At 66.6% G+C, this 25,168-nt stretch carries 29 protein-coding genes; 3 read left to right on the forward strand and 26 right to left on the reverse strand.

The features are described from left to right. Position 1: 1 nt before the first annotated feature. The 19 genes from nuoF to ACQY4V_RS09660 form a co-directional block, all read right to left on the reverse strand. A complete protein-coding gene (gene nuoF, locus ACQY4V_RS09570) occupies positions 2–1,297 on the reverse strand; it encodes an NADH-quinone oxidoreductase subunit NuoF (protein ID WP_428516885.1) in 1,296 nt (431 codons plus the stop codon). Positions 1,298–1,307: 10 nt separating this feature from the next. After that, a complete protein-coding gene (locus ACQY4V_RS09575; RefSeq protein WP_222450606.1) occupies positions 1,308–1,520 on the reverse strand; it encodes a DUF5337 domain-containing protein in 213 nt (70 codons plus the stop codon). A 13-nt stretch (positions 1,521–1,533) separates the two neighbouring features. Beyond that, positions 1,534–2,478, reverse strand: coding sequence for a hypothetical protein (locus ACQY4V_RS09580; RefSeq protein WP_428516887.1), 945 nt, complete (start codon positions 2,476–2,478; stop codon positions 1,534–1,536). Between the two features lie 29 nt (positions 2,479–2,507). Beyond that, complete coding sequence (locus ACQY4V_RS09585) at positions 2,508–3,746, reverse strand: NADH-quinone oxidoreductase subunit E (RefSeq protein ID WP_428516889.1); 1,239 nt, start codon at positions 3,744–3,746, stop codon at positions 2,508–2,510. Beyond that, a complete protein-coding gene (locus ACQY4V_RS09590) occupies positions 3,746–4,036 on the reverse strand; it encodes a hypothetical protein (RefSeq protein WP_428516891.1) in 291 nt (96 codons plus the stop codon). The genes ACQY4V_RS09585 and ACQY4V_RS09590 overlap by 1 nt, the downstream gene beginning before the upstream one ends. Positions 4,037–4,110: 74 nt before the next feature. Beyond that, the gene (locus ACQY4V_RS09595; RefSeq protein WP_428516893.1) at positions 4,111–5,349 is read right to left on the reverse strand and encodes an NADH-quinone oxidoreductase subunit D; all 1,239 of its coding nucleotides are present in this window, start codon (positions 5,347–5,349) and stop codon (positions 4,111–4,113) included. 11 nt (positions 5,350–5,360) lie between these two features. Further along, a complete protein-coding gene (locus ACQY4V_RS09600) occupies positions 5,361–5,528 on the reverse strand; it encodes a hypothetical protein (RefSeq protein WP_172978100.1) in 168 nt (55 codons plus the stop codon). A 28-nt stretch (positions 5,529–5,556) separates the two neighbouring features. After that, positions 5,557–6,168, reverse strand: coding sequence for an NADH-quinone oxidoreductase subunit C (locus ACQY4V_RS09605; RefSeq protein WP_428516894.1), 612 nt, complete (start codon positions 6,166–6,168; stop codon positions 5,557–5,559). A 21-nt stretch (positions 6,169–6,189) separates the two neighbouring features. Next, a complete protein-coding gene (locus ACQY4V_RS09610) occupies positions 6,190–6,825 on the reverse strand; it encodes a NuoB/complex I 20 kDa subunit family protein (RefSeq protein ID WP_420556202.1) in 636 nt (211 codons plus the stop codon). Beyond that, positions 6,816–7,181, reverse strand: a complete 366-nt coding sequence (locus ACQY4V_RS09615) for an NADH-quinone oxidoreductase subunit A (protein WP_152492847.1) — start codon at positions 7,179–7,181, stop codon at positions 6,816–6,818. Before ACQY4V_RS09615 ends, ACQY4V_RS09610 begins: the two co-directional genes overlap by 10 nt. Before the next feature lie 889 nt (positions 7,182–8,070). After that, complete coding sequence (locus ACQY4V_RS09620) at positions 8,071–9,333, reverse strand: hypothetical protein (RefSeq protein ID WP_428516897.1); 1,263 nt, start codon at positions 9,331–9,333, stop codon at positions 8,071–8,073. A 62-nt stretch (positions 9,334–9,395) separates the two neighbouring features. Continuing rightward, the gene (locus ACQY4V_RS09625; protein WP_428516899.1) at positions 9,396–10,193 is read right to left on the reverse strand and encodes a crotonase/enoyl-CoA hydratase family protein; all 798 of its coding nucleotides are present in this window, start codon (positions 10,191–10,193) and stop codon (positions 9,396–9,398) included. After that, positions 10,186–10,689 carry a DUF6653 family protein gene (locus tag ACQY4V_RS09630; RefSeq protein ID WP_428516901.1) on the reverse strand — a complete coding sequence of 168 codons (504 nt, stop codon included), beginning with the start codon at positions 10,687–10,689 and terminating at the stop codon, positions 10,186–10,188. The genes ACQY4V_RS09625 and ACQY4V_RS09630 overlap by 8 nt, the downstream gene beginning before the upstream one ends. Beyond that, positions 10,686–11,549: a hydroxymethylglutaryl-CoA lyase gene (locus tag ACQY4V_RS09635; protein ID WP_428516903.1), complete on the reverse strand. Its 864-nt coding sequence runs from the start codon at positions 11,547–11,549 to the stop codon at positions 10,686–10,688. Before ACQY4V_RS09635 ends, ACQY4V_RS09630 begins: the two co-directional genes overlap by 4 nt. Further along, positions 11,542–12,225, reverse strand: coding sequence for a glutathione S-transferase family protein (locus tag ACQY4V_RS09640; RefSeq protein ID WP_428516905.1), 684 nt, complete (start codon positions 12,223–12,225; stop codon positions 11,542–11,544). The genes ACQY4V_RS09635 and ACQY4V_RS09640 overlap by 8 nt, the downstream gene beginning before the upstream one ends. After that, the gene (locus ACQY4V_RS09645) at positions 12,222–12,875 is read right to left on the reverse strand and encodes a glutathione S-transferase family protein (RefSeq protein ID WP_428516907.1); all 654 of its coding nucleotides are present in this window, start codon (positions 12,873–12,875) and stop codon (positions 12,222–12,224) included. Before ACQY4V_RS09645 ends, ACQY4V_RS09640 begins: the two co-directional genes overlap by 4 nt. Then, positions 12,872–14,821, reverse strand: coding sequence for an acetyl/propionyl/methylcrotonyl-CoA carboxylase subunit alpha (locus ACQY4V_RS09650; RefSeq protein WP_428516909.1), 1,950 nt, complete (start codon positions 14,819–14,821; stop codon positions 12,872–12,874). The genes ACQY4V_RS09645 and ACQY4V_RS09650 overlap by 4 nt, the downstream gene beginning before the upstream one ends. Further along, positions 14,814–15,236, reverse strand: a complete 423-nt coding sequence (locus ACQY4V_RS09655) for an ASCH domain-containing protein (RefSeq protein WP_428516911.1) — start codon at positions 15,234–15,236, stop codon at positions 14,814–14,816. Before ACQY4V_RS09655 ends, ACQY4V_RS09650 begins: the two co-directional genes overlap by 8 nt. Positions 15,237–15,302: 66 nt before the next feature. Further along, complete coding sequence (locus ACQY4V_RS09660; protein ID WP_428516913.1) at positions 15,303–16,922, reverse strand: carboxyl transferase domain-containing protein; 1,620 nt, start codon at positions 16,920–16,922, stop codon at positions 15,303–15,305. 170 nt (positions 16,923–17,092) lie between these two features. Here ACQY4V_RS09660 and ACQY4V_RS09665 point away from each other — a divergent pair, with 170 nt between their 5' ends. Continuing rightward, positions 17,093–17,704 (forward strand): OmpW/AlkL family protein, encoded by a 612-nt coding sequence (locus ACQY4V_RS09665; protein WP_428516915.1) that lies wholly within the window; start codon positions 17,093–17,095, stop codon positions 17,702–17,704. Between the two features lie 80 nt (positions 17,705–17,784). On the opposite strand, the gene ACQY4V_RS09670 is transcribed toward ACQY4V_RS09665, so the two are convergent. From ACQY4V_RS09670 to ACQY4V_RS09690, 5 genes are all read right to left on the reverse strand, one after another. Continuing rightward, positions 17,785–18,390: a hypothetical protein gene (locus ACQY4V_RS09670; protein WP_428516916.1), complete on the reverse strand. Its 606-nt coding sequence runs from the start codon at positions 18,388–18,390 to the stop codon at positions 17,785–17,787. Positions 18,391–18,393: 3 nt separating this feature from the next. After that, complete coding sequence (locus ACQY4V_RS09675; RefSeq protein ID WP_428516918.1) at positions 18,394–18,879, reverse strand: lysozyme inhibitor LprI family protein; 486 nt, start codon at positions 18,877–18,879, stop codon at positions 18,394–18,396. Continuing rightward, entirely contained in the window at positions 18,879–20,378 is a 1,500-nt protein-coding gene (locus ACQY4V_RS09680; protein WP_428517211.1) for an AMP-binding protein, read from the reverse strand. Before ACQY4V_RS09680 ends, ACQY4V_RS09675 begins: the two co-directional genes overlap by 1 nt. Before the next feature lie 70 nt (positions 20,379–20,448). Next, positions 20,449–20,757: a hypothetical protein gene (locus ACQY4V_RS09685; RefSeq protein WP_428516920.1), complete on the reverse strand. Its 309-nt coding sequence runs from the start codon at positions 20,755–20,757 to the stop codon at positions 20,449–20,451. A 4-nt stretch (positions 20,758–20,761) separates the two neighbouring features. Next, entirely contained in the window at positions 20,762–21,925 is a 1,164-nt protein-coding gene (locus ACQY4V_RS09690) for an isovaleryl-CoA dehydrogenase (RefSeq protein ID WP_428516922.1), read from the reverse strand. 146 nt (positions 21,926–22,071) lie between these two features. Between ACQY4V_RS09690 and ACQY4V_RS09695 the strand changes: the two genes are divergently transcribed. Both ACQY4V_RS09695 and ACQY4V_RS09700 read left to right on the forward strand, forming a co-directional pair. Further along, positions 22,072–22,542: a pyridoxamine 5'-phosphate oxidase family protein gene (locus ACQY4V_RS09695; protein ID WP_428516924.1), complete on the forward strand. Its 471-nt coding sequence runs from the start codon at positions 22,072–22,074 to the stop codon at positions 22,540–22,542. Next, positions 22,542–23,009 (forward strand): CreA family protein, encoded by a 468-nt coding sequence (locus ACQY4V_RS09700; protein ID WP_428516926.1) that lies wholly within the window; start codon positions 22,542–22,544, stop codon positions 23,007–23,009. The genes ACQY4V_RS09695 and ACQY4V_RS09700 overlap by 1 nt, the downstream gene beginning before the upstream one ends. A gap of 172 nt (positions 23,010–23,181) precedes the next feature. On the opposite strand, the gene ACQY4V_RS09705 is transcribed toward ACQY4V_RS09700, so the two are convergent. After that, the gene (locus ACQY4V_RS09705) at positions 23,182–24,381 is read right to left on the reverse strand and encodes a DegT/DnrJ/EryC1/StrS family aminotransferase (RefSeq protein ID WP_428516928.1); all 1,200 of its coding nucleotides are present in this window, start codon (positions 24,379–24,381) and stop codon (positions 23,182–23,184) included. A gap of 85 nt (positions 24,382–24,466) precedes the next feature. Continuing rightward, positions 24,467–25,144, reverse strand: coding sequence for an HAD-IA family hydrolase (locus ACQY4V_RS09710; RefSeq protein ID WP_428516929.1), 678 nt, complete (start codon positions 25,142–25,144; stop codon positions 24,467–24,469). Between the last annotated feature and the right edge of the window lie 24 nt (positions 25,145–25,168).

The following is a 25,168-nucleotide window of genomic DNA, read 5'->3' on the forward strand; positions in this document are numbered from 1 at the left end:
CTTACTCCGCCGCCACAGCGGACACACGGCCTGTCTTCTGCGCCTTGATGCGGTCCTCGATCTCGTCGCGGAAGTTGCGGATCAGGCCCTGGATCGGCCAGGCCGCCGCATCGCCCAGGGCACAGATCGTATGACCCTCGACCTGCTTGGTGACGTCGAACAGCATGTCGATCTCCTCGACCTCCGCCTCGCCCTTCACCAGCCGGTCCATCACCCGCATCATCCAGCCGGTGCCCTCGCGGCAGGGCGTGCATTGCCCACAGCTTTCGTGCTTGTAGAATTTCGACAGCCGCCAGATCGCCTTGATGATGTCGGTGCTCTGGTCCATCACGATCACCGCCGCGGTGCCCAGGCTCGATCCGACCTCGCGCAGCGCGTCGAAATCCATGATCGCGTCCTTCATGTTCTCGCCGCGCACGCACGGCACCGACGAGCCACCGGGGATGACGGCCTTCAGGTTGTCCCAGCCACCTCTGATGCCGCCGCAATGCTTGTCGATCAACTCTTCAAAGCTGATCGACATCGCGTCCTCGACCACGCACGGGTTGTTCACATGGCCCGACACGGCAAAGATCTTGGTGCCCGCGTTGTTGGGCCGCCCGAAGCTTGCGAACCAGTCCGCGCCCCGCCGCAGGATCGTCGGCACCACCGCGATGCTCTCCACGTTGTTCACCGTGGTCGGGCAGCCATACAGCCCCGCCCCGGCGGGAAACGGCGGCTTCATCCGGGGCATCCCCTTCTTGCCTTCCAGGCTTTCCAGCAGCGCGGTTTCCTCGCCGCAAATATAGGCCCCCGCGCCATGCGCCAGGTAAAGGTCGAAATCATAGCCCGACTTGCAGGCGTTCTTGCCGATCAGCCCGGCCTCGTAGGCCTCGTCGATGGCCGCCTGCAACGCCTCGCGCTCGCGGATGTATTCACCGCGAATGTAGATATAGCACGCATGCGCCTGCATCGCATAGCTGGCGATCAGGCACCCTTCGATCAGCGTGTGCGGATCGTGCCGCATGATCTCGCGGTCCTTGCAGGTGCCGGGCTCGGATTCGTCGGCATTCACCACCAGATAGGCGGGCCGCCCGTCGCTTTCCTTGGGCATGAACGACCACTTGAGCCCGGTGGGAAAGCCCGCACCGCCCCGGCCCCGCAGCCCGCTGGCCTTCATCTGCTCGATGATCCACTCGCGCCCATTCTCCAGGATGGTTTTGGTGCCGTCCCAGTGGCCGCGCGCCCGCGCGCCCTTCAGGCTCCGGTCGTGCATCCCGTAGAGATTGGTAAAGATACGATCCTGATCGTCGAGCATCAGATAACCCCTAGTTTCCCCGGCTGTCGCGCCAGATTTGATAGATGAGCCAGAAGGCGAACAGGAACCCCGCCAGCGCCACAAGGTCGAAGGCGAGGCGCAGCCCGGTGCTGAACCCCTCCTTCTCGCCGATCAGGGTGACAAGCACCCAGAACACGCCCGTTCCGGCAATCACCAGCCCGGCGCGTCGGCCCTTTTTCGGCACTTGGTCGCGTTTGCTCATGCGCCTCGCTCATTCAGTACACGTTGCCCTTGTCCACGCGCTTCGAGAACTCGGTCTCGCCGCCCGCGGCCAGGGTTTTCGCCTGGTCGATCCAGTTGTCGCGGCTGACCCGGCCCTTGAAGCCGATCAGGTTCGCATCGACCCAGGCCACCTCCTGGTCCGTCCAGTTGGCGATCTGGTCGAAATGGTAGAACCCCATGTCGTGCAGCACGCCTTCCAGCTTGGGTCCGACGCCCTTAATTTCCTTCAGGTTGTCGGCGCTGCCACCGCGCGGTGCGTCCAGGGTGGCGGGCTTGGTGCCCACGTCCTCTTCGCCCGTGTCTGCGGCCTTGGCCTTCGGCTTGGCCGCCGCCGTCTTCGCCTTGGTCTTTTTCGCCGGTTTGGGCGCGGCCTTCGGCGCCGGGTCCACCTTCGCTCCCGCTTCGGCATCCGTCGAGCCCGAGGTAAACGTCGGGTCCTGCGCCGTGGCAGCATCGTTGCCGCCCGAATGCGTCTCGGCCCGCATCGCGACCTTGTCGGTGCCCGCCGCGGCGGCACTGGTGCCCATGCCGGTGCGCGCGTTCAGCGGATCGGCCTTGTTCGGCAGGACCGGCTCGGGCGCGCTGCCCACCGGCGGGTTGGGCTTGGGCGGGTTGGGCACCGGCGCTTTCGGCGCGGGCGTGCCCCGGTCCTTCGGCGCGTTCACCTTCGGCGGGCCGGACGGCTTGCCACCGGCTGACGCCCCGGCGGCCGCACTTCCCTCGGGCAGATCCTCCATCTGCCCCAGGTCCGCATTCTCGCCCGTGCAGAACAGCTGCATCAGCACCAACGCCATGAACACGCCCATCGCGATCCCCAGCAGAAGCGCGGCGAATATCCCCACCTTCGCCAGCGCCGCGTAGATCGCGATGATCCCCGCACAAACGCCGACACCCAAGCATACCAGCTTGCACTGTGACCCGAATTTATCATCGAACATGGCTCAACTCCCTATGGCGTGAAGATCGTCTAGTAGACGTCCCCCTTTTTGACTTTCTTCGAAAATTCCGTCGTCCCGCCATCGGCCAGCGTCTGCGCCTGGGAGACCCAGTCGTCCCGGCTCACGCGGCCCTTGAATCCTTCCAGGTTCTGATCCACCCAGGCCACCTCCCGTGGCCCCCATGCGGCGATCTGATCGAAATGGTAAAAGCCCATGGAGTGCAGAAGCTGCTCCAGCTTCGGCCCCACGCCCTTGATCAGCTTCAGGTCATCCGGCCCGCCCTCGCGGGCACCGTCCAGCGTCTCGGGCTTGGTGCCCTCATCGACGTCCGCCTTCGCTGCGGGCTTGGACGGCTTGGCCTTGTCGCTCTTGTCCTCGCCCGCGGGCTCGTCCTTGGACACCGGGTTGGCTTTGCTCTTGGCCGGTGCCTCGGCCTTGGTCGCGCCGGTATCGTCGGCCGGCCGGCCTTCCGAGCGGTCCGGCTTCGGCGCCTTCAGTCCCGGATTGGCCGGCGACTCGTTCAACTTCACCTTGGGCGGCGCGGGCTGATGGTTGGCGCCATGTTCGCGCCACGGCGCCACCAGCGGCACCTCGGTGCCGTCGATCCGCTTGACCGTGTCGCCCAGGTCCACCGCGCGCTGCACAGAGCCATTGTATTTCGTGTGGCCCGAATCGAACTCCTTCAGCGTGGTCAGCCCCGCCTTGGGTTCCGACGCATAGCGCCCGTTCTGCGGCCCCGGCACCGGCACCTTGCCGGCGGCGAATTCGTCGATCATCTCGGCGAAGCGCTCGGCGGTCAGATCCTCGTAGTAATCCTTGCCGATCTGCGCCATCGGCGCGTTGGCGCAGGCCCCAAGGCACTCCACCTCTTCCCAGCTGAACTTGCCGTCCGCGCTGACCGTATGCTGTTTGTCTGCGATCTTCTCGCGGCAGACTGACATCAGGTCCTCGGCCCCACAGATCATGCAGGACGTGGTGCCGCAAATCTGGAAATGCGCCACGCTGCCCACCGGTGACAGCTGGAACATGAAATAGAAGCTGGCCACTTCCAGCGCCCGGATATGCGCCATTTCCAGCATCTCGGCGATATGCTCGATCGCCGGACGCGTCAGCCAGCCCTCCTGCTCCTGCGCACGCCACAGCAGCGGGATGATGGCACTCGCCTGGCGCCCTTGCGGGTATTTCGAGATCTGCGCCTCGGCCCACGCCTGGTTGTCGGGCGTGAAGGCAAAGCTCTCCGGCTGTTCTCTGTGTAGACGTCTCAGCATCAGGCTGCGCACGCTCCTGTCGTCATTCTGATCCCGCCGCCCTCAAGGCGCACGGCGCGTTCGGTGGTCACCATGTAGGCGGCCATCTGGGTCGATTGCTCGCGGCTGAGGCCGGTCTGCAACTCGACCGGCAGGTAATCCGCCTCGGTCTTCAGGGTGCAGCCGATGCTGGCCACCGCGACCTGGAACTTGGCCACGTCCTGCTCGCCCGTTCCCTCGGGCGGCGCGGTGCAGCCTGCGACGATCCCCATCGCCGCAGCGGCGCCCATCAAACCCAGTCTTGTCTTCATCGTCTCGTCTCTCCAAACCGTCGCCGCCCCTGTCCGGCCTTGTATTTCTACAGGGAAAAGTACTGTTGCCCCGCCTAGCGGTCGATCTCCCCAAAGACCACGTCCATCGTCCCGATGATCGCCGCCACATCGGCCAGCTGGTGCCCGCTCGCGACATGATCCATCGCCTGCAGGTGCAAAAAGCCCGGCGCGCGCAGCTTCGCGCGGTAGGGCTTGTTGGTGCCGTCCGACACCAGGTAGACGCCGAACTCGCCCTTGGGCGCCTCGACGGCGCAATAAACCTCGCCCGCAGGCACGTGGAACCCTTCGGTATAAAGCTTGAAGTGATGAATGAGCGCCTCCATCGAGGTCTTCATCTCGCCCCGCTTCGGCGGCGTGATCTTGCCCCGCGACAGGATATCGCCCTGCCCCTCGGGGGCACGCAGCTTTTCGATCGCCTGCAGGATGATCGACACCGACTGCCGCATCTCCTCCATCCGGCAGAGGTAGCGGTCATAGCAATCGCCGTTCTTTCCCACGGGGATCTTGAACTCGAATTCGTCATAGCACTCATAGGGCTGCGCCCGGCGCAAATCCCACGCCATGCCGCTGCCGCGCACCATCACCCCGGAAAAGCCCCAGTCCAGCGCCTCCTGCTGGCTGACCACGCCGATATCCGCGTTGCGCTGCTTGAAGATGCGGTTCTCCGTCAGCAACCCGTCGATATCATCCATGAACTTCGGAAACTCGTCCCGCGCCCAGGTCTCGATATCGTCCAGGAGTTCCGGCGGCAGGTCCTGGTGCACGCCGCCGGGCCGGAAATAGGCCGCGTGCAGCCGCGCGCCACAGGCCCGTTCGTAGAACACCATCAACTTCTCGCGTTCCTCGAACCCCCAAAGCGGCGGCGTCAGCGCGCCCACGTCCATCGCCTGCGTGGTGACGTTCAGCAGGTGGTTCAGCACCCGCCCGATTTCCGAGTAGAGCACCCGGATGAGGCTCGCGCGGCGCGGCACCTCGACGCCGGTCAGCTTCTCGATGGCCAGGCACCAGGCGTGCTCCTGGTTCATCGGCGCCACGTAATCCAGCCGGTCGAAATAAGGCAGGTTCTGCAGGTAGGTCCGGCTTTCCATCAGCTTCTCGGTGCCACGGTGCAGCAGGCCGATATGCGGGTCGCAGCGCTCAACGATCTCGCCGTCCAGCTCCAGCACGAGGCGCAGCACGCCGTGCGCCGCCGGGTGCTGCGGTCCGAAGTTGATGTTGAAATTGCGGATCTTCTGCTCGCCGGTCTCGGTATCGGCAAAGCCCTTCGTCAACGTGTTGGAGCCGTCCATCATCCTTGGTCTCCTTATCCTCTATCGTCCGCGCGGGGGCCGAACGCCATCAGGTACAAGAGCGCCAGCGCGCCCAGCGGAAAGATCGCCACCAGCGCCCATGCGCTGGCGATGCCGTAGCCCGGCAGAAGCTTCCAGAAGGGAACCACGAACGCCGCCATGAAGAGTATCACCCAAAGCATGTCCGTGTCGTCCCTTTCGCGCCGCGGTTCACTTGGCCTTCTCGTCGGTTTTCTCGTCGCCCGGCAGGATGTAGTCGGCACCCTCCCACGGGCTCATGAAATCGAACTGCCGGTATTCCTGCACCAGCTTCACCGGCTCGTAGACCACGCGCTTCTGCACCTCGTCATAGCGCACCTCGGTATAGCCCGTGGTCGGGAAATCCTTGCGCAGCGGATAGCCGCGGAAACCATAGTCGGTCAGGATGCGCCGCAGGTCCGGGTGGCCGCTGAACAGGATGCCGAACATGTCGAACACCTCGCGCTCGAACCAGTTGGCCGAAGGGTGCACATCCGTGATCGACGGCACCATGTCCTCCTCGCGCACCGCCACGCGCAGCCGGATGCGGTGGTTCTGGTACATGCTCAGGAAATGATAGACCACGTCGAACCGCTTGGGCCGGTCCGGGTAATCCACGCCGGTGATGTCCACCAGCGTCGAAAAACGGCAGTTCGGATCGGTCTTCAGGAACTCCACCAGCCCTTTCAGGCTCGACAGGGTCACGGTCACGTTCAGCTCGCCATGGTCCACCGACCAGCCGGACACGCAATCGGGCCGGCGGGTTTCGATATGGTGTCCAAGTTCGGTTAACGCGTCACTCATCTTGCATCCCCCAAAGGCGCCTCAGCGCACGATCGTCCCGGTGCGCCGGATTTTCCGTTGCAGCTGCATGATCCCGTAGACCAGCGCCTCCGCCGTGGGCGGGCAGCCGGGCACGTAGACATCCACCGGCACGATCCGGTCACAGCCGCGCACCACCGAATAGCTGTAGTGATAGTATCCCCCGCCATTGGCGCAGGAGCCCATGCTGATCACGTAGCGCGGCTCGGGCATCTGGTCGTAGACCTTGCGCAGCGCCGGCGCCATCTTGTTGGTCAGCGTGCCGGCCACGATCATCAGGTCCGACTGGCGCGGGCTCGCCCTCGGCGCGGTGCCGAAGCGTTCCAGGTCGTAGCGCGGCATCGAGGTGTGCATCATCTCAACGGCACAGCACGCAAGGCCGAAGGTCATCCAGTGCAGACTGCCGGTGCGCGCCCAGTTGATGATGTCCTCGGTCGAGGTGACAAGGAAACCCTTGTCCTGCAGCTCGCGGTTCAGCGCCTGCGTCGCGGTGTCCCGCTGGTAATCGTCGGCATAGGCCTCCAGCGGCACCTGGCTCGACGGTCCGGTCTTGATGCGCGGGGACTGGTAGCCTTCGCTCTGGACCTCGGTGACCATCTCGTCATCGGTCACATGCGCGGTCTTGTCCTCTACTGCCATTCCATCGCCCCTTTCCGCCATTCATAGGCAAACCCGGCCGTCAGTACGCCCAGGAAGACCATCATCGACCAGAAGGCCGTCATGCTCAGGTCCTGGAACGCCACCGCCCAGGGAAACAGCATCGCGATTTCCAGATCGAAGATGATGAACAGGATCGAGACAAGGTAGAACCGGACATCGAACTTCATCCGCGCGTCGTCGAAGGCGTTGAAGCCGCATTCGTAGGCGCTGACCTTTTCGGGGTCGGGGTGGCGCACGGCCAGCACGACCGCGGCGAGGATGAGGACCAGTCCAAGACCGATGGCGATACCCAGAAGAACGAGAACAGGGAGGTACTCCCTCAGCATCTCTTCCACGTGTGGCTCCTTTCATGCGCCGGGCCGTCGCACGGGCCGGGCATAAGATTGGCGTGTAGTACTCGTCAGGGTTTACCCCTGCCCCGGAGCAGGGTCAACCAAGCGGGACGTGAATTCAAGGCGCCCGGCGCAGGGCGAAACCCCTTGAATACCGTGGTATATCGAAATTGGCTGCCCCGGACCGCCTTGGGCAAATTGACGCGAGTTCCGGGCGCACCGCAAAAGCGCCCCTCCAGACCGGTCCGGCCCCCGCTCCAGCCCCCCGCGGCACGCGCGGTCCAGCGCCTCCGCGCGCCCCGCGCCGTGCCTTGTTCGCTCGCGCGGCATAGAACCGGCCCCGGCCCCTGCACCCGACAGGGGCTGACACCGCGCCGGGGCTGCGCGCTTAGCACAAACGACACGCAGTTCCCTCACTCTGCGTTGGCCCATATCCGCGCCCCTATTGCACTGTCTCCCGCTCCGACTTGCCCCGAATATGTGCCCGGCACCTCTTGCCCCCGCACCGGGCAAGCGCCGTCCGCGTACTGAAAAGCGTTGGTCTTTCCGACCGGCACGCTCGATCCCTGAGCCCGGTATGATCGACCTTTGCGTCCGGCGCGCCGCCTCTCTGCATCCGCTAGCTGTCCCGCTCCGCACGGCCCGGCGTTGCATCCAAAGCGACCGACGCCGCACCTGTCCTCTGTCCATGCCCTGCACGACGCAAGCATGTGCGCCAAGCCCCGGCCGGGGCGTGCTCTGAGCCGGGCAGGCTTTGCGCCCGGCCCTGCCTGCCCCCGGCTTTCCTCCGGGCCAGCCCGGCCTCTGCCCCCGGCACGACCCGGTTCCGCGTCCGGTACCCCCGGCGTCAAGCCTCGGCCGGCCCGCCCGCGCGCCCCGTCTTGGCCCGGTCTCAGAACGTCATTTTCACACCCGCGATCAGCGTATGCGACTCCACCGACCTGTCGCCGGTAAAGGTCGGCAGGATCAGCGGAACGAAACCGGCGTTGTACATGTACTCCGCCCCCAGCGTGACATGCCGCGCGGCCTCGTACTCGACCCCGAGGATCACCTGCTCCATCCGCTCCCACTCGCTGCCATTCGTGCCCTGCACGCCCCGGCTGGCGGACACCGAATAGGTGATCGGCTTGCCGGCCAGGGTCCGGTGCCACCGGGCCTGCAGCGTCGTCGCCTGCACGTGATGCCCCGTGGCGGGCCAGTCGTGCATCGACCGGGTGAACTCCGCCTGCACGTCGAAACGCGGCCCGCTCCAGGTCAGGTTGACGTCCCACAGCTCGTTCCAGAACCGGTTGATCCCCCGCCCCGGCGGGTGGTGCGCGACGGTGCTGTCATAAATCGACCCGCGCAGGTACCCGGCCCCGACCGTCAGGTCGTGTCCCGGCGCGACCCCGAACCGATGCGCGCCGTTCAACGCGAAATTCGTCAGCTCGCCATTGTTCCTGGGACTGCTCAGCACCCGGTTGCCGCGATGCGCCGGGATCAGGGTAAAGGCCAGTTCCGTGCGCTCGGTGACATATCCCAGCTCGATCATTGGATCCTCGCTCTGGGCCCAGAAATAGTGGCTGGAATGGGTGTGCGTGAACGGCGCGTAGCTGGCGAAATTCCCGAAATTCAACGTCTTGCGGCCGACCGCAAGGTAGAAGGGCGAGCGGTTCAGATCGCCCAGGATCAGCATGTACTTGCGCAGCTGGACATCGTCCTGGCCGGGATACTCGACCTCGGTAAACTCCCCCTGCACAAAGCCGGTGACCCACGGCAGCGCCAGCGTCGCGTTCAGCGAGATCTCGTTGATCACGCCGTAACTGTCCGACCTGCCCCGCGTGTGCGTCGGCGGCAGCCGCGACAGGATCGGAAACTTGCCCGGCGTGTTCGTGCGCTCCGAGATCTGCGTCGCGATCAGCCGCCCGCCAAAGGTCAGCGACCCCTCCGGCACCTGCCCCGAGGCCCGCGCCCGCAGAATCTGCGCCACCTTGGTGGTCACGTCGTTCTGGCGGTCGAATATCCGCTCGGAATAGCGCAGGTCGGTGCGCAGGCTGCCATCGCCCGAGGTATAGATCCCGTCCTGCGCGAACGCCGCCGACGCGGTCAGCCACAAAAGCCCAAGCGCCATCACAGCGCCCTCGATCATCCCGATCCCCTGAAGAAAACGCTTCATTCCTGTCACCTTGATTCAATGCCTGGCCCAAAAAACGGGAAAATGATTTAATCTTCGTTAAACTAACCGGAAGATTTGTCGCCTTTCCAGGGCGGCGTGCGCTTGTCGAAGAAGGCCGCGATCCCTGCCTGCGCCTCGTCGCCCGCCCAGCAGGCACTGAGCGCCTCGATCGTGTCCTCGATCACGCCGTCGTCGATCCGCGGCCCCAACCGGCGCACCAGGGCCTTGGCCTGCGCCACCGCACCCGGCGCACACTCCAGGTAAGGCGCCACTTCCGCCTCGACCGCGTCGTCCAGCGCGTCGCCCGGCACCGCCCGGGACAGCAGGTCCATCCGCACCGCCTCGGCCGCATCGAACCGCCGGCCCGACATGAACACCCGCCGCGCCCGCGCCTCGCCCATGCGAGCCACCACATAGGGCCCGATGGTGGCCGGGATCAGCCCCAGCCGCGTCTCGGTCAGCGCCATCTGTACGTTATCCGCGCCCACCGCCACGTCGCAGACCGAGATCAGGCCCAGCCCGCCGCCGAACGCATTGCCATGCACGCGGCCGATCAAGGGCTTCGGCAGGGTGTTCAGCGCGTGCAGCATGTAGGCCAGCTTGCCCGCCTCTTTCGCCCGCGTCTCGGGATCGGCCTCGAACTGCTCACGCATCCAGCCAAGGTCGCCGCCGGCGCAGAAACTCTTGCCGTCCGCGGCCATGACCACCACGCGCACGCTCTCGTCCGCGCCCAGCTCCAGCGCGGCCTCGTGCAGTTCCGCGATCATCCGCGCCGACAGCGCGTTGTGCTTTTCCGCCCGGTCCAGCCACAGCGTCGCCACGCCCCGCGCGTCCCGCTCGATCCTGATGGTGTCATACATCGCCCAACTCCCTGCCAGTGTCTGTGATCCAGTCCGAATATAGCCACACCATGCGGTCCGCGAACCAGATTTTCGGTATCATCGTCAGCGCCGTGCCGAAGACCACCCATGCCGCATCCAATGCCCACAGGCCCCATGCCATCGCCACCGTGCCGGGCAGCGACAGCACCGACAAGAGCGCCGCCCACCGGCGATGATGCGCCGGCACCTCGTCGCGCCGCCCGATCAGCACGCGCTCGCCCAGCACCCCGCGCGACGCCCAAGCGTCCAGGTCGCGCGGCGGCGCAAAGACCCGCGGATTGGCCCAGGTCCACGCCAGCACTAGCGCCACGGCCAGCCATGCCCAGCCGCCGATCCACACCCGCGACCAGACCGCCAGCGCCAGAAGCGGCAGGATCGTGAACCGCGAATACACCGACCACGGGCTGGCATGGCGCGCCCAGCTGTCGGCGTCCATGCCCATCAGGCGTTCAGCCGCCCGGTAGAGCCCGTTCACTTGGCCGCATCCTCGCGCATCGCGCGCGCCATCTCCGCCGCCCGCTCCAGCACGTCACGGTCCAGCCCCGTCTCGTGGCCCAGCGCAACCAGCCGGTCATGCACCTTCTCGGTCGCCACGTTCCCCTTCGCGCCCGGCGCATAGGGACAGCCCCCCAGGCCGCCCACGGCGGCGTCGAACACGCGCACCCCGTGTTGCAGCGACATCTCGATATTGTCCAGCGCCCGGCCTGCGGTATCATGGTAATGCCCCGCCAGCTTCTCCGCCGGCACCGCTCGCGTCACCGCGCGCAGCATGGCGTCGATGCTCTCCGGCGTGCCCTGCCCGACCGTGTCGCCCAGGCTGATCTCGTAACAGCCCATCTCGTAAAGCCGTCCGGCCACCTCGGCCACCCGGTCCGGCGCCACCGGCCCGTCATAAGGACAGTCCGTCACGCAGGACACATAGCCGCGCAAGGGCACGCCCACCTCCCGCGCCGCCTCCGCCACCGGGGCGAAGCGTTGCAGGCTCTCCTCGATGCTGGCGTTGATATTGGCCTTGGAAAACCCTTCCGAGGCCGAGCCGAAGATCGCCACCTCGTTCGCCGCCGCCGCCATCGCGTCCTGAAAGCCGCGCATGTTGGGCGTCAGCGCCGCATAGCTCACCCCCGGCACGCGGGTGATCCCGCCCAGCACCTCGGCCGAGCCGGCCATCTGCGGCACCCATTTGGGGCTGACGAAGCTTGCCACCTCCATCCGGGAAAACCCCGCGCCGCTCAGGCAGTCGATCAGCGCCACCTTCTTGGCCACCGATATCTCGCGCTTTTCGTTCTGCAGTCCGTCGCGCGGCCCGACCTCGAAGATCTCGACCCGTTCAGCCATCCGCATCCTCCTCCGGCGCCGCATAGTACGCCTGTTCGTAGATCCGCGCGCCGCTCTCCTCGGGCAAAGCCGCCTGGTACGCCGCCCGCTCGGTCAGCCGCGCGTACCACTTCGCCGTCTCGGGAAACCCGTCCAGCGTCGCGAAATGCCGCGCCATGTAAACCGCCTGCCCCACGGCGATATCGCAGGCCGAATAGCCCCCGGTCAGCAGGTAATCGCGGTTCTCCACCGGCGTGCTCAGCCGCGCCTCGATCGCGCCATAGCACTTGCGCAAGCGCGCCGCCTCCAGCCGCATCACCGTCGGGCTGCGCATGTGATCCTCGCGCAGCATGATATGCTGCTGTGTCAGGATCGCCACGTGCTGGCTTACGGTCTCGGCGAAATGCAACCACACGAGATAGGCCATCCGGTCCATGTCGCCCGGCATCCGTCCCATCCCGCGCTCGGGGAACTTCTCGCACAGGTATTCCATCATCGCGCCCGATTCGAACATCCGCTCGCCCTCGATCTCCAGCGCGGGCACGCGCCCCGCCGGCGACAGGCTCAGGAACTCGGGCTGCCGCAGGCTCTTGTCGAACGCATGGGTCACCACGCGAAATTCCACGCCTTCCAGCTCGTTCAACAGCCACAGCACCCGCATCGAGCGGCTTTGCGGCACATGGTGCAGGACAATCACGCCATCGCCTCCTTGGTCAGGTTCGGACGCGTCTCTTGTGCCGCGTCGCAGGTTTCCATCCACCCGCACCACGCCGCCAGCGCGGGTCGTGCGGCGATCCTCTCCTCCCCGCCCGGCACCATGCCGAAATAGTCCAGCATCGGCCAGAGGTGACAGCCCGCCAGGTCGAGGCTCCCGGGCCGCAGCACCCGCCCCTCTGCCGCGATCTCCTCCAGCGCGTCCAGCACGCGCGGCGCGGCCGCCAGCCCGTCCGCAAGCGCATCCTCATCGCCCGCCTCGCCTCCCAAGGCCGCGAAGACCGCGTTGGAAAAGGCCTGCCGCACCAGCGGCCAATAGGCATAGCTGTCGGCGATCCCCATCACCTGCCGCATCCGCGCCACGCCCTCGGGCGCGTCCGGGACCATCCGCGGCTCCGGCGCCATGGCCTCCAGGTAATCCAGGATCGCCTGCGTTTCCCACAGCCGGAAGGCCCCCGCCTCCAACACCGGCACGCGGCCAAACCGGTGCAGCCGTCTCAGCGCCTCCGCGCCCTCCCCGAACGGATCGCACTCGGCATAGTCATAACGAAGCCCCTTCGCCGCCAGCACCATCCGCACGCTGCGCGTATAGACGCTGAAGCGATAGCCGGTCAGCCGTAGCCCCTCCGTCACGCCGCCGCCTCCGCGTCCTCCTCCAGCCGGATCAGCGCCGCGCCCGCCTCCACCTGGCTGCCCGCTTCGGCCAGCACCTCGGCCACCACCCCGTCGCGCGGGGCCAACAGGCTGTGCTCCATCTTCATCGCCTCCAGCACGGCCAGCCGGTCGCCCTTGGCCACCTCCTGGCCGGCTTCGGCGAACACCGCCTTGACCATCCCCGGCATCGGCGCCTCGATCACGCTGGCGTCGCCTGCGGCAAACTCGCCGCGCTCCAGCGGATCGAGGATGTCGAACCCAATCCCGTAGCCCGCAAAGACCGTCACGAGGTCGCCCGTCACCGCCACCTCCGGCGCCAGCTGACCGTCCAGTTGCCATCGTCCACCGACGCGCCGCGCCGCGACCAGCGCGTCTCCGACCTCCACGTCATGCGCCTCCGCCGACAGGCTTTGCACTTTTGCCTGCACCTCCTCGCCTTCGCGCCGCAGCACCACGCTCCGCCGCAAAGGCTGCCACAGGGCAAAGCCCGTTTCCGGCCCTCCGCCGTCTAACAGGCCAAGGCTCGCCAGCGCCGCCAGCGCCACCGTCGCATCAACGACCTCCGGCGGCGCACTCAACGCCTCCAGGTCCCGCGCAATCAGCCCGGTATCCACCTCGCCGCGCCCGAACCCCTCGTGCCGCGCCAGCGCGCCCAGGAACGCAAGGTTCGTCACCGTCCCCGCCACCTGAGTCGCCTCCAGTGCCGCACCCAGCCGCTGCAGCGCCACCGCCCGCGTCGGGCCGTGCGTGGTCAGCTTGGCGATCATCGGATCGTAATGCGGGGAAATCTCGTCGCCCGCCCGCACGCCGGTGTCCGCCCGCGCGCCCGCCGGAAACACCAGATGCCGCAGCCGCCCCGTCGCCGGCAGGAACCCTTTCGGCACATCCTCCGCATAGAGCCGCGCCTCGAACGCATGGCCATTGATCGACAGATCCTCCTGCCGTTTCGGCAGGCCCTCGCCCACAGCCACCCGCAACTGCCATTCCACCAGGTCCACGCCGGTGATCTCTTCCGTCACAGGATGCTCCACCTGCAACCGCGTGTTCATCTCCATGAACCAGAACCCATCCGTGCGCAGCCCGCCCGAGCCGTCCACGATGAACTCAACCGTCCCCGCCCCGGCATAGCCGATGGCCTCCGCCGCGCGCACCGCAGCCGCCCCCATGGCCTCGCGCACCTCGGACGTCATCCCCGGCGCCGGCGCTTCCTCGATCACCTTCTGATGCCGCCGCTGCAACGAGCAATCCCGCTCGAAAAGATGCACGGCGCGTGTCCCATCACCAAAGACCTGCACCTCGATATGCCGCGGCTGCTGGATATACTTCTCGATCAGCACGGCGGCGTTGCCAAACGCCGTCTTCGCCTCCGCCTGCGCACTCTCCAGCGCCTCGTCAAAGCCCTTGGCCGCCTCGACCAGCCGCATCCCCTTGCCGCCGCCGCCCGCCACGGCCTTGATCAGCACCGGATAGCCGATCTCCCCGGCCTTCTCAGCCAGGAACTCCGGATCCTGCTCCTCGCCATGATAGCCCGGCACCACCGGCACGCCCGCCTCATGCATCAGGGCCTTGGCAGCATCCTTCAGGCCCATCGCCCGGATCGCCTTGGCCGACGGCCCGATGAATGTGAGCCCCGCCGACTCGACCGCCTCCACGAAATCCGGGTTCTCGCTCAGAAAGCCATAGCCGGGATGGATCGCCTGCGCGCCGCTCTCCTGCGCCGCCGCGATGATCTTCGCCCCGTCAAGGTAACTCTCCGCCGGCGCCGCCCCGCCGATATGCACGGCCGCATCCGCCAGCGCCACGTGCCGCGCCGCCCGGTCGGCATCGGAATAGACGGCGACACAGCGCACCCCCATGGCCCGCGCCGTCTCCATCACCCGGCAGGCAATCTCGCCCCGGTTGGCAATCAGAATCGTGTCAAACATCGTCCACAGCCCCCAGATCCTCGATCACCTCGAACCGCTCCCAGATCAGTTCCATCTGCGGATCGAAAACCCCGATCCGCCGGTAAAACCCCTCATGGCCCTCTTTCCACCCGGCGAGCGTCTCATCCTCCCCCTCGGCCAGGGCAAGCGCCTCGGGCATGTCGCAGAACCGCACCAGTCGCAGTTCCATCGTCCGCGTCACCAGGGCGGGCCGACCGTCAAAGGTCGTGGCCACGTCGCAGCGCCCGATCTGCGGCACCGCCTCGCCCCGCGCCACCTCGGCCATGGACAGGCAGGTCGCCCGCTTGGGGCCCGCGCGCACCAGCCCGATCAATTCCGCAGACATCCGGGCGCTGTCGCCGAACACATAGGCCTGCGCCCCCGGATACCGTTCTTGAACCGCTTGCAATTGCATCGTCACGACCCTCTTTCACCTTTTTCCATACGCCGTCCCGCGCGGCCCCAAGGCGCGCGCCCGGTCTCACATCCGAAAGAGACCAAACCGCGTCTCCTCCACCGGCGCATTCAGCGCCGCCCGTAACGACAGCGACAACACCGCCCGGGATTTCCGCGGGTCGATGATCCCGTCATCCCACAACCGCGCACTGGCATAAAGCGGATGGCTCTGTTCCTCGAACATATCCACCGTGGGCTGCTTGAACGCCGCCTCCTCGTCGGCGCTCCACGTGCCGCCTTTGCGCTCGATCGCGTCGCGCTTCACCGTCGCCAGCACGCCCGCCGCCTGCGCGCCGCCCATCACGGAGATCCGGCTGTTGGGCCAGGTCCACAGAAAGCGCGGCTGATACGCCCGCCCCGCCATGCCGTAATTCCCGGCCCCAAACGACCCGCCCACCAGCATCGTCACCTTGGGCACGCTGGTCGTCGCCACCGCCGTCACCATCTTGGCCCCGTGCCGCGCGATCCCCTCGTTCTCATACCGGCGCCCCACCATGAACCCGGTGATGTTCTGCAGGAACACCAGCGGCACCTTGCGCTGGCTGCACAACTCCACGAAATGCGCGCCTTTCTGGGCCGCCTCGCTGAACAAGACACCGTTATTGGCGACAATTCCCACCGGGCAGCCCTCCACATGGGCAAACCCGGTCACCAGCGTTTCCCCGAACCGCGCCTTGAACTCGTCGAACCGGCTGCCATCCACCAGCCGCGCGATCACCTCGCGGATGTCATAAGGCGTGCGCAGGTCCCCCGGCACCACACCCAATATCTCCTCGGGGTCATAGGCGGGCGCCTCCGGTGCCTCCATCCGTAGGCCGGGGTTCACCCCGGCCACCCCGGCCTCCGTTCCAAGGTTCCCCACAGCCCGCCGCGCCAGGGCCAGCGCGTGCGCATCATCCTCCGCCAGGTAATCCGCCACCCCGGAAAGCCGCGTATGCACGTCGCCCCCGCCCAGGTCCTCGGCCGTCACGTCCTCGCCCGTCGCCGCCTTCACCAGCGGCGGCCCGGCCAGGAAAATCGTCCCCTGGTCGCGGACAATAATGGTCACGTCGCTCATCGCCGGCACATACGCGCCCCCGGCGGTGCACGAGCCCATGACCACGGCGATCTGCGCGATCCCCTTCGCGCTCATCCGCGCCTGGTTGTAGAAGATCCGCCCGAAATGATCCCGGTCGGGAAACACCTCGTCCTGGTTGGGAAGGTTCGCACCGCCCGAGTCCACCAGGTAGATACAGGGCAGCCGGCACTCCTCGGCGATCTCCTGCGCGCGCAGGTGCTTCTTTACCGTCATCGGGTAATAGGTGCCACCCTTCACCGTGGCATCGTTGCACACCACCATGCAGTCGCGCCCCGCGACGCGCCCGACCCCCGCGATCACGCCCGCACACGGCGCCGCCCCGTCGTAAAGCCCGTGCGCCGCCACCGCGCCCACCTCAAGAAAAGAACTGCCCGGATCCAGCAGATTTGCCACCCGCTCGCGCGGCGGCATCTTTCCCCGGCTCTTGTGCCGCTCCCGCGCCGCCTCGCCGCCGCCTTCCGCGGCGGCACGCGCTGCCTCCTCGACCGTTGCCAGCGCCGCCAGATGCGCCTCCCGGTTGGCCTGGAACTCCGCCGATCCGGTCAGAATCTTAGAGGAAATCTTCATCCCGCCACTCCTTTCGCATTCATCTTCAGGGGCCGCGCCCCCGCTGCACCGCAGAACTTCGTGACATATCCGCAACACGCTGCGGGCTCACTGCGATTTTGACATACATCAAAGCGATTTAGCCCGACCCGAGTCATCTTCCGCTCGAACAACTCAGAAGTGGAAAGACCATGAAACATCTCACCGCCCTCGCACTCGCAGCACTCGTCGCCGGCGCGGCTCCGGCTCTCGCGCAGGAGCGCGGCGACGTCTCGCTCGGCATCGGCCTCGCCGGCGTCATCCCCGAAAGCGGCAACGGCGTGCTCGCCGGCCCCACGCCCATCAGCGTCGACAACGGCTACTCGCTGTCGCTGACCGGCGAATACTTCATCGCCAACAACCTCGGCGTCGAGCTTCTGGCGGCCTGGCCCTTTGCCCATGACGTCGACACCGGCGGCGTGAAGATCGGCGAGGTCAAGCACCTGCCGCCGACCCTCTCGCTGCAATACCACTTCACCAACAAGGGCAACATTACGCCCTTCATCGGCGCCGGCCTCAACTACACCACCTTCACCGAGTCCAAGGCCGTCGGTCCGCTCGCGGGCAACGACCTCGACCTCGACGACAGCTGGGGCCTCGCCCTGCACGCGGGCCTCGATTACAGGGTCTCCGACAAGGGCGCGCTGCGGACCGACATCCGCTGGATGAACATCGAAAGCGACGTCAAGCTGAACGGCGTGGACATCGGCAAGGCCAAGATCAACCCGTGGGTCTTCGGCGTGTCCTACGTCCACACCTTCTGATCCTTCCCGGGGGACGGGGAAGCAGGCGGGGCGGGCCTTCGGGCCGGCCCCGTTTTCGTATGTGGCATCAAGGTCCGGCATCATTCTTCCCGCCTCGCACGCGGCCGCACCGGGTCCGGCGCGGCGATCCAGCCCGCCTCGAAGGCGGGCGCCACCTTGCCCTCGTGCCGCGCCACCTGCCACGCGATCACCGCCGCGCGCAGCCTCCCGTTGGCCTCGCGCGCCCGGCACCACATCTCCATCCGCGGGCTGTGCCCGGCACAATCGCGCCCCGCCGACATCCCGTGCGCCAGGTGGAACAATTGCGCGTAAAGTATTTCCGCAAAAGGCTTTTCCACATCCGTCCCTTCACTCTCCTCGGGATCCGGCAACTCGGTCAGCACGCGCGCTCGCCAGATATCCTGTTCCACCGCCAGCGCCTTCTGACAGCCCAGGGGCTCCTCGGACCGGTCGCAGATCACGATCCCCACGGTGCCGCAAAATTCCACGCCGGCGACATTGGCCAACGGATAGCCCGCCTTCTCCGCCGGCGTCGGTGCAAAGGCGGTCACCGCCTGTTCATAGCGCAGGATCTCGCCCCGCAGGCACGTCTCGAAATCCGGCAGCGCGGCATCCTCGGCCAGTGCCGCGACAGGCCACAGGGCCGCCTGCGCCAGCATCAGGATCAGGTCGCGCCGCCGCGCCATGCCTCAAAGCCCTCCGCGCATGTCGCGCAGTTCCAGCGACCGTTGCGCCGTCATCCGCATCAGGCAGGACGCCGCCGCGACCGACCGGATCGTGCCGCCCCGGTTGCGCTCGAAGGCCAGGCTGCACTCGGCATCGCGATAGGCGATCCAGGCCCGCTGCGCCGCCAAAAGCGCTTCCGAAACAGGCGGTTGCCCCGAATCGGCCTGATCCAGCTGCGCCCGCGTCGTCTTGTATTCGCGGTTCAGGAACCTGTCCCACACCGCCGTCTCGGCCTGCACGCATGCCACGACTCCGATGGTCGAGCCGCCGCCCGGCTGCGTCTGGCATTGGTTCGCGGCATCACCCACGCAGCCCGGCACACCGGCGTCGCGCGGGCCCGCTTCGAAACAGGCCGCCACCGTGCCCTCGTTCACGCTTGCCTCCTGCGCCCGTGCCGCGCCCGAAAGGCCCGCCACGGCAATCGCCACTATCGCCACCCCTCTCGTCATCATCCGTCATCCTCCGTTTCCGCCACGGCCCGCGCCTTCAGTTCCTTGCGGATGACCTTGCCGGTCACCGTCATCGGCAGGGCCTCAAGGAACGCCACCTCCCGGGGATAGGAATACCCCGCAAGCCGTTCTTTAACATGGGTTTTCAGCGCCTCAGCCAAGGCCTCATCCGCCGTCACGCCGTCCCGTACCACCACGTAGGCCTTCACGATCTCGGTGCGCAGGGCGTCGGGCTTGCCCACCACGCCCACCGTCGCCACCGCGTCATGGGTCAGCAGGCAATCCTCGATCTCCGCCGGCCCGATGCGATAGCCGGAACTGGTGATCACGTCATCTTCGCGCCCCACGAAACGCAGGAACTCCCCGTCCCACACGCCCCTGTCGCCGGTCAGCATCCAGTCGCCCCGAAACTTCTCCGCTGTCTGCTCGGGCCGGTTCCAGTATTCCAGCATCATGCTGGCGGACCCGCGCAGGACGGCCACATCGCCTTCCTCGTCAGTGCGCTCTCCATCGCGGTCCAGCACCGCCACCTCGTGCCCCGGCACCACCTTGCCGATGCAGCCCGGTTTCGGGTCGAACAGGCTCTGGCAGGAACAAGCCACCAGGTTGCACTCGGTCTGCCCGTAAAACTCGTTGATCGTCAGCCCGAACGCCTTGCGCCCCCAGTCCAGCATCTCCGCGCCCAGCGGCTCACCGCCGCTCGCGACCGTGCGAAGGCCCTCGATGCGCTCGTCGGCGGCCTTGAGCATCCGCAACGCCGTGGGCGGGAAAAAGATATTCCGAACAGCGCCCTGCCGGATGATCTTCACGCACTCCTCGACGCTGAATTTCGGCAATCGTGCCGCCACCACCGGCACGCCCAGAGCCAGCCCCGGCATCAGGATGTTGAAGAGGCCACCAATCCACGCCCAGTCGGCCGGCGTCCACAGGCAATCGCCCTCGTGCTGGCCCAGGAAATCATGCGGCATCTCGACCCCCGGCAAATGCCCGGTCAGCACCCGGTGCCCATGCAGCGCGCCTTTTGGGCTGCCGGTCGTCCCGCTGGTATAGATCAGCACGGCGGGGTCGTCGGGTGCGGTCTCCGCCGGCTCGAACGCGCCCTGCTCCGGTAGGTCCGCGTCCTCCGGCACAAACGCCTCGACTTCCGCCAAAGGCGCAAGCATATCAACACCTTCGGCGTCGGTGACGACGATCTTCGCGCCCGCGTCCCGCACCCGGCTGGTCAGCGCGTCCTCGCGGAACAGCTTGAACAGCGGGATCGACACGGCCCCGATCTTCCAGATCGCGATATGCGCCGCCGCACACCAGCCGCCCTGGCTGCGCAGCACGCCCACCCGGTCGCCCCGCGTAACGCCTTTCGCCACCAGCACATGCGCCAGCCGGTCCGCCATGTCGCGCAGGTCGCCATAGCTCAGATCGCGGTGCATCTCGGCCAGGTCCTTGATCGCCACGCGGTCCGGAGACCGCGCCGCCCAGTCGTCGCAGGCCTGCGCCGCCATGTTCAGCCGCGCCGGAAGGTCCCAGGAAAACGCACCCTTCAACGCCTCGTAGTCATTATTTTCCAACACCTTAAACGCCTTCCTTCACCTCTTCCCGGTGGGCCACCTCGCCGAATCGGTCGACGAAATAGTCCACCCGGCCGCCCTCCGCGCCCGCACATGTCACCACCAGCCACAACCCCGCCGACTGCGCCGGCGTCGCGTGGCAATCGGTCCGCGCGGCCCCGGTCTCGGCCACGTAGCGCTCCGCCACCGCCTCGATCACCGCCGTCTCCGTCGTGGTCACCGACCGCCCGCCCAGCAACAGCGCGACGACCGCCCCAAAGGAGACCAAAGCCAGAAGCGGCACGAAAAACCACGGGGGTCGCGGGAACCGCATGAAGCTACCCCATCGCCCCCATCAGCTCGCGCCCGATCAGCATACGCCGGATTTCGGACGTGCCCGCCCCGATCTCCATCAGCTTGGCATCCCGGAAGATCCGCGCCACCGCCGCATCGTTCAGGAACCCGGCACCGCCCATCGCCTGCACCGCCTGGTGCGCCTGCACCATCGCCTGCTCACTTGCATAAAGACAGCAGGCGGCGGCGTCCTGCCGCGTCACCTCGCCCCGGTCACACGCCTTGGCCACCTCGTAGACATAGGCCCGAGCCGAATTCATCGCGGTGTACATGTCGGCGATCTTGCCCTGCATCAGCTGGAAATTCCCGATCGGCTGCCCGAACTGCTTGCGCTCGGCCATATAGGGCATGATCTCGTCCAGACAGGCCGCCATGATCCCCAGGCCGATCCCGGCCAGCACCACGCGCTCGTAATCCAGCCCCGACATCAGCACCTTCACGCCCTTGCCTTCCTCGCCCAGCACGTTGTCGAACGGCACTTCCACGTCCTCGAAGATCAGCTCGGCGGTGTTCGACCCGCGCATCCCCAGCTTGTCGAAATGCGCGCTGGTCGAAAACCCGGTCATCGCCTTCTCGATCAGGAACGCGGTGATTCCCTTGGCCCCGGCCTCGGGTTCGGTCTTGGCATAGACCACCAGCGTGTCGGCATCCGGCCCGTTGGTGATCCAGTACTTGTTGCCGTTCAGGCGATAGTGATCGTTGCGCTTTTCCGCCCGCAGGCTCATCGACACCACGTCGCTGCCCGCGCCCGCCTCGGACATGGCCAGCGCGCCCACATGCTCGCCCGAAATCAGCCCCGGCAAGTATTTCGACCGCTGCGCGTCCGATCCGTTCAGCTTGATCTGGTTCACGCACAGGTTGGAATGCGCGCCATAGCTCAGCGACACGCTGGCCGAGGCCCGCGCCACCTCCTCCACCGCGACCACATGCGCGAGGTACCCCATGCCCACGCCGCCATGCTCTTCGGGCACGGTGATTCCCAACAGGCCAAGCTCGCCCATCTCGGTCCACAGCTCGGAGGGAAATTCATTCGTCCGGTCGATCTCGGTGGCCAACGGCTTGACGCGCTCCTGCGCCCAGCGATGCACCATCTCGCGCAGGGCATGAACGTCCTCGCCCAGGTCGAACTTCATCACCGCGTCGAACATTCTCACCCCTCCCGGCATTTATTGAACGCTTGTTCATTTATAGGCCTGCCCTGCGATCCCGTCAATCCCGCGCACCGCGCCGGAACCGATTCCGCGCACCACGGGTTGGCCCCCAGACACCATCAGCATAGCAAAGGAGTCATCCAATGTCCGATGATCTGAGAGAGACCCTGTGGAAGCGCCTCGACAACCTGCAAGCCGGCATGTTGTCCACCGCCAGCGCCCCTCCGCGCCCTATGGCGCCCACCATCACGGATGACGACAACGCCATCTGGTTCATCACCGCCAAGGGCACCGACATCGCCGATGCGGCTGCCAAGGGCGAGACCTGCAAGTTCATCGCGGCCTGCCCCAGCGCGCATCTCTACGCCGATATCGACGGCGAGCTGTCGGTCGAAACCAGCGAGGCCAAGCTGGACGAAATATGGTCCCCCATGGCCGCCGTCTGGTTCGACGAGGGACGCCAGGACGACGACATCGTGCTCGTGTCGATGCGCCCCAAGAAGGCGGCCGTCTGGGCCACCGATGGCGACGCCAAGTCGCTTTTCGAGTTCGCCCGCGCCTCGATCAGCAACGACGCGCCCGACGTGGGCGAACACGGCACGGTCACATTCTGATGCGCCGCGCATGTTTCGGGGCCGCCGCGCTGGCGGCTCTCATGGTCTCGCCCGCCCGCGCCGAGCAGGTGGGCGAGATCGGCGTTGACTGGGCCGGCAACGACATCATCGTCGAGGCGATCGAGGATCCCGAGGTGCAGGGCGTCACCTGCCACCTGGCCTATTTCGAACGCGGCTTCATCGACCGGCTGGCCAATGGCAACTGGTTCGAGGACCCCTCGAACAGCGCCATCGAATGCCAGCAGACCGGCCCCATCACCCTGGGAGATATCGACCGCTCCGAGGATGGCGAGGACGTGTTCCGCGCCAGCCGCTCGATCATCTTCAAGACGCTGCGCGTGAAGCGCATCTTTGACGCCGACCGCAACACGCTGGTCTACATCTCGCACGGGCGCGAACTGTCGCAAGGCTCGGCCAAGGTCTCGATCTCCACCGTCCCGATTCCCGACGAAACGCCCCGCGACTGACCCGCCGAAAGGCGGCTCATCGAAGGGCGAAAGGCGCGCGCGGTCCGTTAACCGCCGCACGCTCCATTAACCAGGCAGGTTGCGAAAAATCGCACCGACGCGATGCAACCCGGATACCGACGCGATACCGACGTGCCATTTTGGCCCCTGAGTCGCCGTTAGCCCCGGTGTCTCAGGTGGATCCGGCCTGCTGCACCGCGCCCACTTCCGCCCGGATGATCCGCGCGATCAGCGCACAATCCTCCAGCGTGAAGGTCAGCGGCAGGCGCATGTCCAGGATGCCTTTCAGAACCCGGTCGCTCATGGGCATCGGTACGCTCGGCGCATAGCGCCAGCTGTCGTAGCGGCTGGTGAACCCCACCGGCTCGGCGCCCCCGAACCACTTCAGCTCGACGCCGCGTTTCAGGCACCGCGCCACCACCTCCGCGATGGCCCCGTTGCTCCAGTCCAGCAGCAGGAACTGGATCGACGAGCCCACATATCTCTCGGCCTCGGGCCGCTCCACCACTCTCAGGCCGGGCGTGCCGCGCAAGCCCGCCTCGACCACTTGGTAGCGCGCGTTCCACTTGGCGCATTGGGCGTCCAACGCCTTGAGTTGCGGGCGTAAAATCGCCGCGCGCAGGTGGTCCATCCGGCCCGAGATATTGGGTGTGTCGTACTTGATCTTCTCGAATTCCGCTTCCGGCGGCACCGTCCCGTGCCGGCCATACAGCATGTAGGACCCCGACAGCATCGCGGCCTTGGCCATGACGCTCGGGTCGTCCGTCACCAGCAGGCCGCCCTCGCCCGAATTCATGTGCTTGTAGGTCTGCGTCGAATAACAGCCGATCAGCCCATGCCGCCCCGAGGGCACGCCGTTCCAAGCCGCCCCCATCGTGTGGGCGCAATCCTCGACGATGGTCAGCCCGTGCTCGCACGCGATCTCCACCAGCCGGTCCATGTCGCACAGGTGCCCGCGCATGTGGCTCAGCATCAGGATCCGCGCCTCGCCCGCCTTGTTTACCAGATCTTCAAGGTCGATGGTCAGGCTCTCGGTCACGCCGACGAAAACCGGCACAGCACCGACACTGGCAATCGCCCCCGGCACCGGCGCGAGGGTGAAAGCATTCGTTAACACCTTTTCGCCAGGCTGCACGTCCAGCGCCCGAAGTGCCGTGGCCATCGCATAGCCGCCCGATGCGACGGCCAACGCGTATTTGGCGCCCGTATAGGCCGCGAATTCCTGCTCCAGCAGGCCCACCTCGCCCACCTCTCCGGGCGACAGGTTATAGCGATGCAGCCGCCCGCTCTGCATCACCTCCATCGCGGCGCGAATCCCTTCCTCGGGGATCGGCTCCTGCTGGGTGAAACTGCGTGTGAAAATCTCGCTCATAGGCTTTTATTGCGGCCCTGCGCGGCGCAGGTCAATCGCGAAGCGCCTGTCGAAAAGCGGCATTTCGCTTTCCCGAAACCGGGTTTCAGCCGAAGAGCCTCTGCACCACGCCGTGCAACTCGTCGAAATGGTCGATCGTCGCGTCCGGCTCCAGCGCCCGCACATCCTCGTCGCCCGGCCCGAACGTCACCAGAACCGACGGCACCCCCGCCGCCCGCGACGTCTCGCGGTCCGTTACCGTGTCGCCCACCAGCAGGCAGCGGCCCGGGTCGCCCCCCACCCGCCGCACCACCTCGCGCAGCGGCTCGGGGTCGGGCTTGCGCACGGCCAGCGTATCGGCCCCCACCAGCGCCCCGAACCTGTCCAGAACGCCCAGCGCGGTCATCAGCTGCACCGCCAGCTTTTCGGGCTTGTTGGTACAGATCGCCACCGGATGCCCGGCCAGCCGCAGATTCTCCACCGCGTCCATCGCGCCGGGATAGAACACCGTATGCGTGTCGATGGCCTCTCCGTAAGCCTCCAGAAGGATTGGATATTGCCGGTCGATCTCAGCAAAGTCATCCGCCCGCCCCAGCCGCGTCATGCCAAGCGTCAGCATCGCCCGCCCGCCGCGCAGCGCCGTACCGGCATCCGCCACCGGGTCCAGCAGATCGCCCTCGCCCATCCCCCGGAAACAGGCATTGGCGGCGGCGATAAGGTCACCGCTCGTATCCGCCAGCGTCCCGTCCAGATCGAAGACCACCGTGCCCGGCCGATCACCCATACCGCATTCCCCTCTTGTCATTGT

Origin of the sequence: Roseovarius sp. (assembly GCF_965277045.1) — a bacterium.
Lineage (GTDB): Bacteria > Pseudomonadota > Alphaproteobacteria > Rhodobacterales > Rhodobacteraceae > Roseovarius.

Excerpts from the sequence above, each read along its gene's own strand:
- ACQY4V_RS09620 (WP_428516897.1), bottom strand. The coding sequence starts at position 9,333 with ATGAAGCGTTTTCTTCAGGGGATCGGGATGATCGAGGGCGCTGTGATG.
- ACQY4V_RS09685 (WP_428516920.1), bottom strand. The coding sequence starts at position 20,757 with ATGCGGTTCCCGCGACCCCCGTGGTTTTTCGTGCCGCTTCTGGCTTTG.
- ACQY4V_RS09585 (WP_428516889.1), bottom strand. The coding sequence starts at position 3,746 with ATGCTGAGACGTCTACACAGAGAACAGCCGGAGAGCTTTGCCTTCACG.
- nuoF (WP_428516885.1), bottom strand. The coding sequence starts at position 1,297 with ATGCTCGACGATCAGGATCGTATCTTTACCAATCTCTACGGGATGCAC.
- ACQY4V_RS09610 (WP_420556202.1), bottom strand. The coding sequence starts at position 6,825 with ATGGCAGTAGAGGACAAGACCGCGCATGTGACCGATGACGAGATGGTC.
- ACQY4V_RS09650 (WP_428516909.1), bottom strand. The coding sequence starts at position 14,821 with ATGTTTGACACGATTCTGATTGCCAACCGGGGCGAGATTGCCTGCCGG.
- ACQY4V_RS09655 (WP_428516911.1), bottom strand. The coding sequence starts at position 15,236 with ATGCAATTGCAAGCGGTTCAAGAACGGTATCCGGGGGCGCAGGCCTAT.
- ACQY4V_RS09625 (WP_428516899.1), bottom strand. The coding sequence starts at position 10,193 with ATGTATGACACCATCAGGATCGAGCGGGACGCGCGGGGCGTGGCGACG.
- ACQY4V_RS09690 (WP_428516922.1), bottom strand. The coding sequence starts at position 21,925 with ATGTTCGACGCGGTGATGAAGTTCGACCTGGGCGAGGACGTTCATGCC.
- ACQY4V_RS09600 (WP_172978100.1), bottom strand. The coding sequence starts at position 5,528 with ATGCTTTGGGTGATACTCTTCATGGCGGCGTTCGTGGTTCCCTTCTGG.
- ACQY4V_RS09580 (WP_428516887.1), bottom strand. The coding sequence starts at position 2,478 with ATGTTCGATGATAAATTCGGGTCACAGTGCAAGCTGGTATGCTTGGGT.
- ACQY4V_RS09665 (WP_428516915.1), top strand. The coding sequence starts at position 17,093 with ATGAAACATCTCACCGCCCTCGCACTCGCAGCACTCGTCGCCGGCGCG.
- ACQY4V_RS09660 (WP_428516913.1), bottom strand. The coding sequence starts at position 16,922 with ATGAAGATTTCCTCTAAGATTCTGACCGGATCGGCGGAGTTCCAGGCC.
- ACQY4V_RS09680 (WP_428517211.1), bottom strand. The coding sequence starts at position 20,378 with ATGGCGGCGCAGGCCTGCGACGACTGGGCGGCGCGGTCTCCGGACCGC.
- ACQY4V_RS09590 (WP_428516891.1), bottom strand. The coding sequence starts at position 4,036 with ATGAAGACAAGACTGGGTTTGATGGGCGCCGCTGCGGCGATGGGGATC.
- ACQY4V_RS09575 (WP_222450606.1), bottom strand. The coding sequence starts at position 1,520 with ATGAGCAAACGCGACCAAGTGCCGAAAAAGGGCCGACGCGCCGGGCTG.
- ACQY4V_RS09705 (WP_428516928.1), bottom strand. The coding sequence starts at position 24,381 with ATGAGCGAGATTTTCACACGCAGTTTCACCCAGCAGGAGCCGATCCCC.
- ACQY4V_RS09700 (WP_428516926.1), top strand. The coding sequence starts at position 22,542 with ATGCGCCGCGCATGTTTCGGGGCCGCCGCGCTGGCGGCTCTCATGGTC.
- ACQY4V_RS09695 (WP_428516924.1), top strand. The coding sequence starts at position 22,072 with ATGTCCGATGATCTGAGAGAGACCCTGTGGAAGCGCCTCGACAACCTG.
- ACQY4V_RS09670 (WP_428516916.1), bottom strand. The coding sequence starts at position 18,390 with ATGGCGCGGCGGCGCGACCTGATCCTGATGCTGGCGCAGGCGGCCCTG.
- ACQY4V_RS09710 (WP_428516929.1), bottom strand. The coding sequence starts at position 25,144 with ATGGGTGATCGGCCGGGCACGGTGGTCTTCGATCTGGACGGGACGCTG.
- ACQY4V_RS09595 (WP_428516893.1), bottom strand. The coding sequence starts at position 5,349 with ATGATGGACGGCTCCAACACGTTGACGAAGGGCTTTGCCGATACCGAG.
- ACQY4V_RS09675 (WP_428516918.1), bottom strand. The coding sequence starts at position 18,879 with ATGACGAGAGGGGTGGCGATAGTGGCGATTGCCGTGGCGGGCCTTTCG.
- ACQY4V_RS09605 (WP_428516894.1), bottom strand. The coding sequence starts at position 6,168 with ATGAGTGACGCGTTAACCGAACTTGGACACCATATCGAAACCCGCCGG.
- ACQY4V_RS09635 (WP_428516903.1), bottom strand. The coding sequence starts at position 11,549 with ATGGCTGAACGGGTCGAGATCTTCGAGGTCGGGCCGCGCGACGGACTG.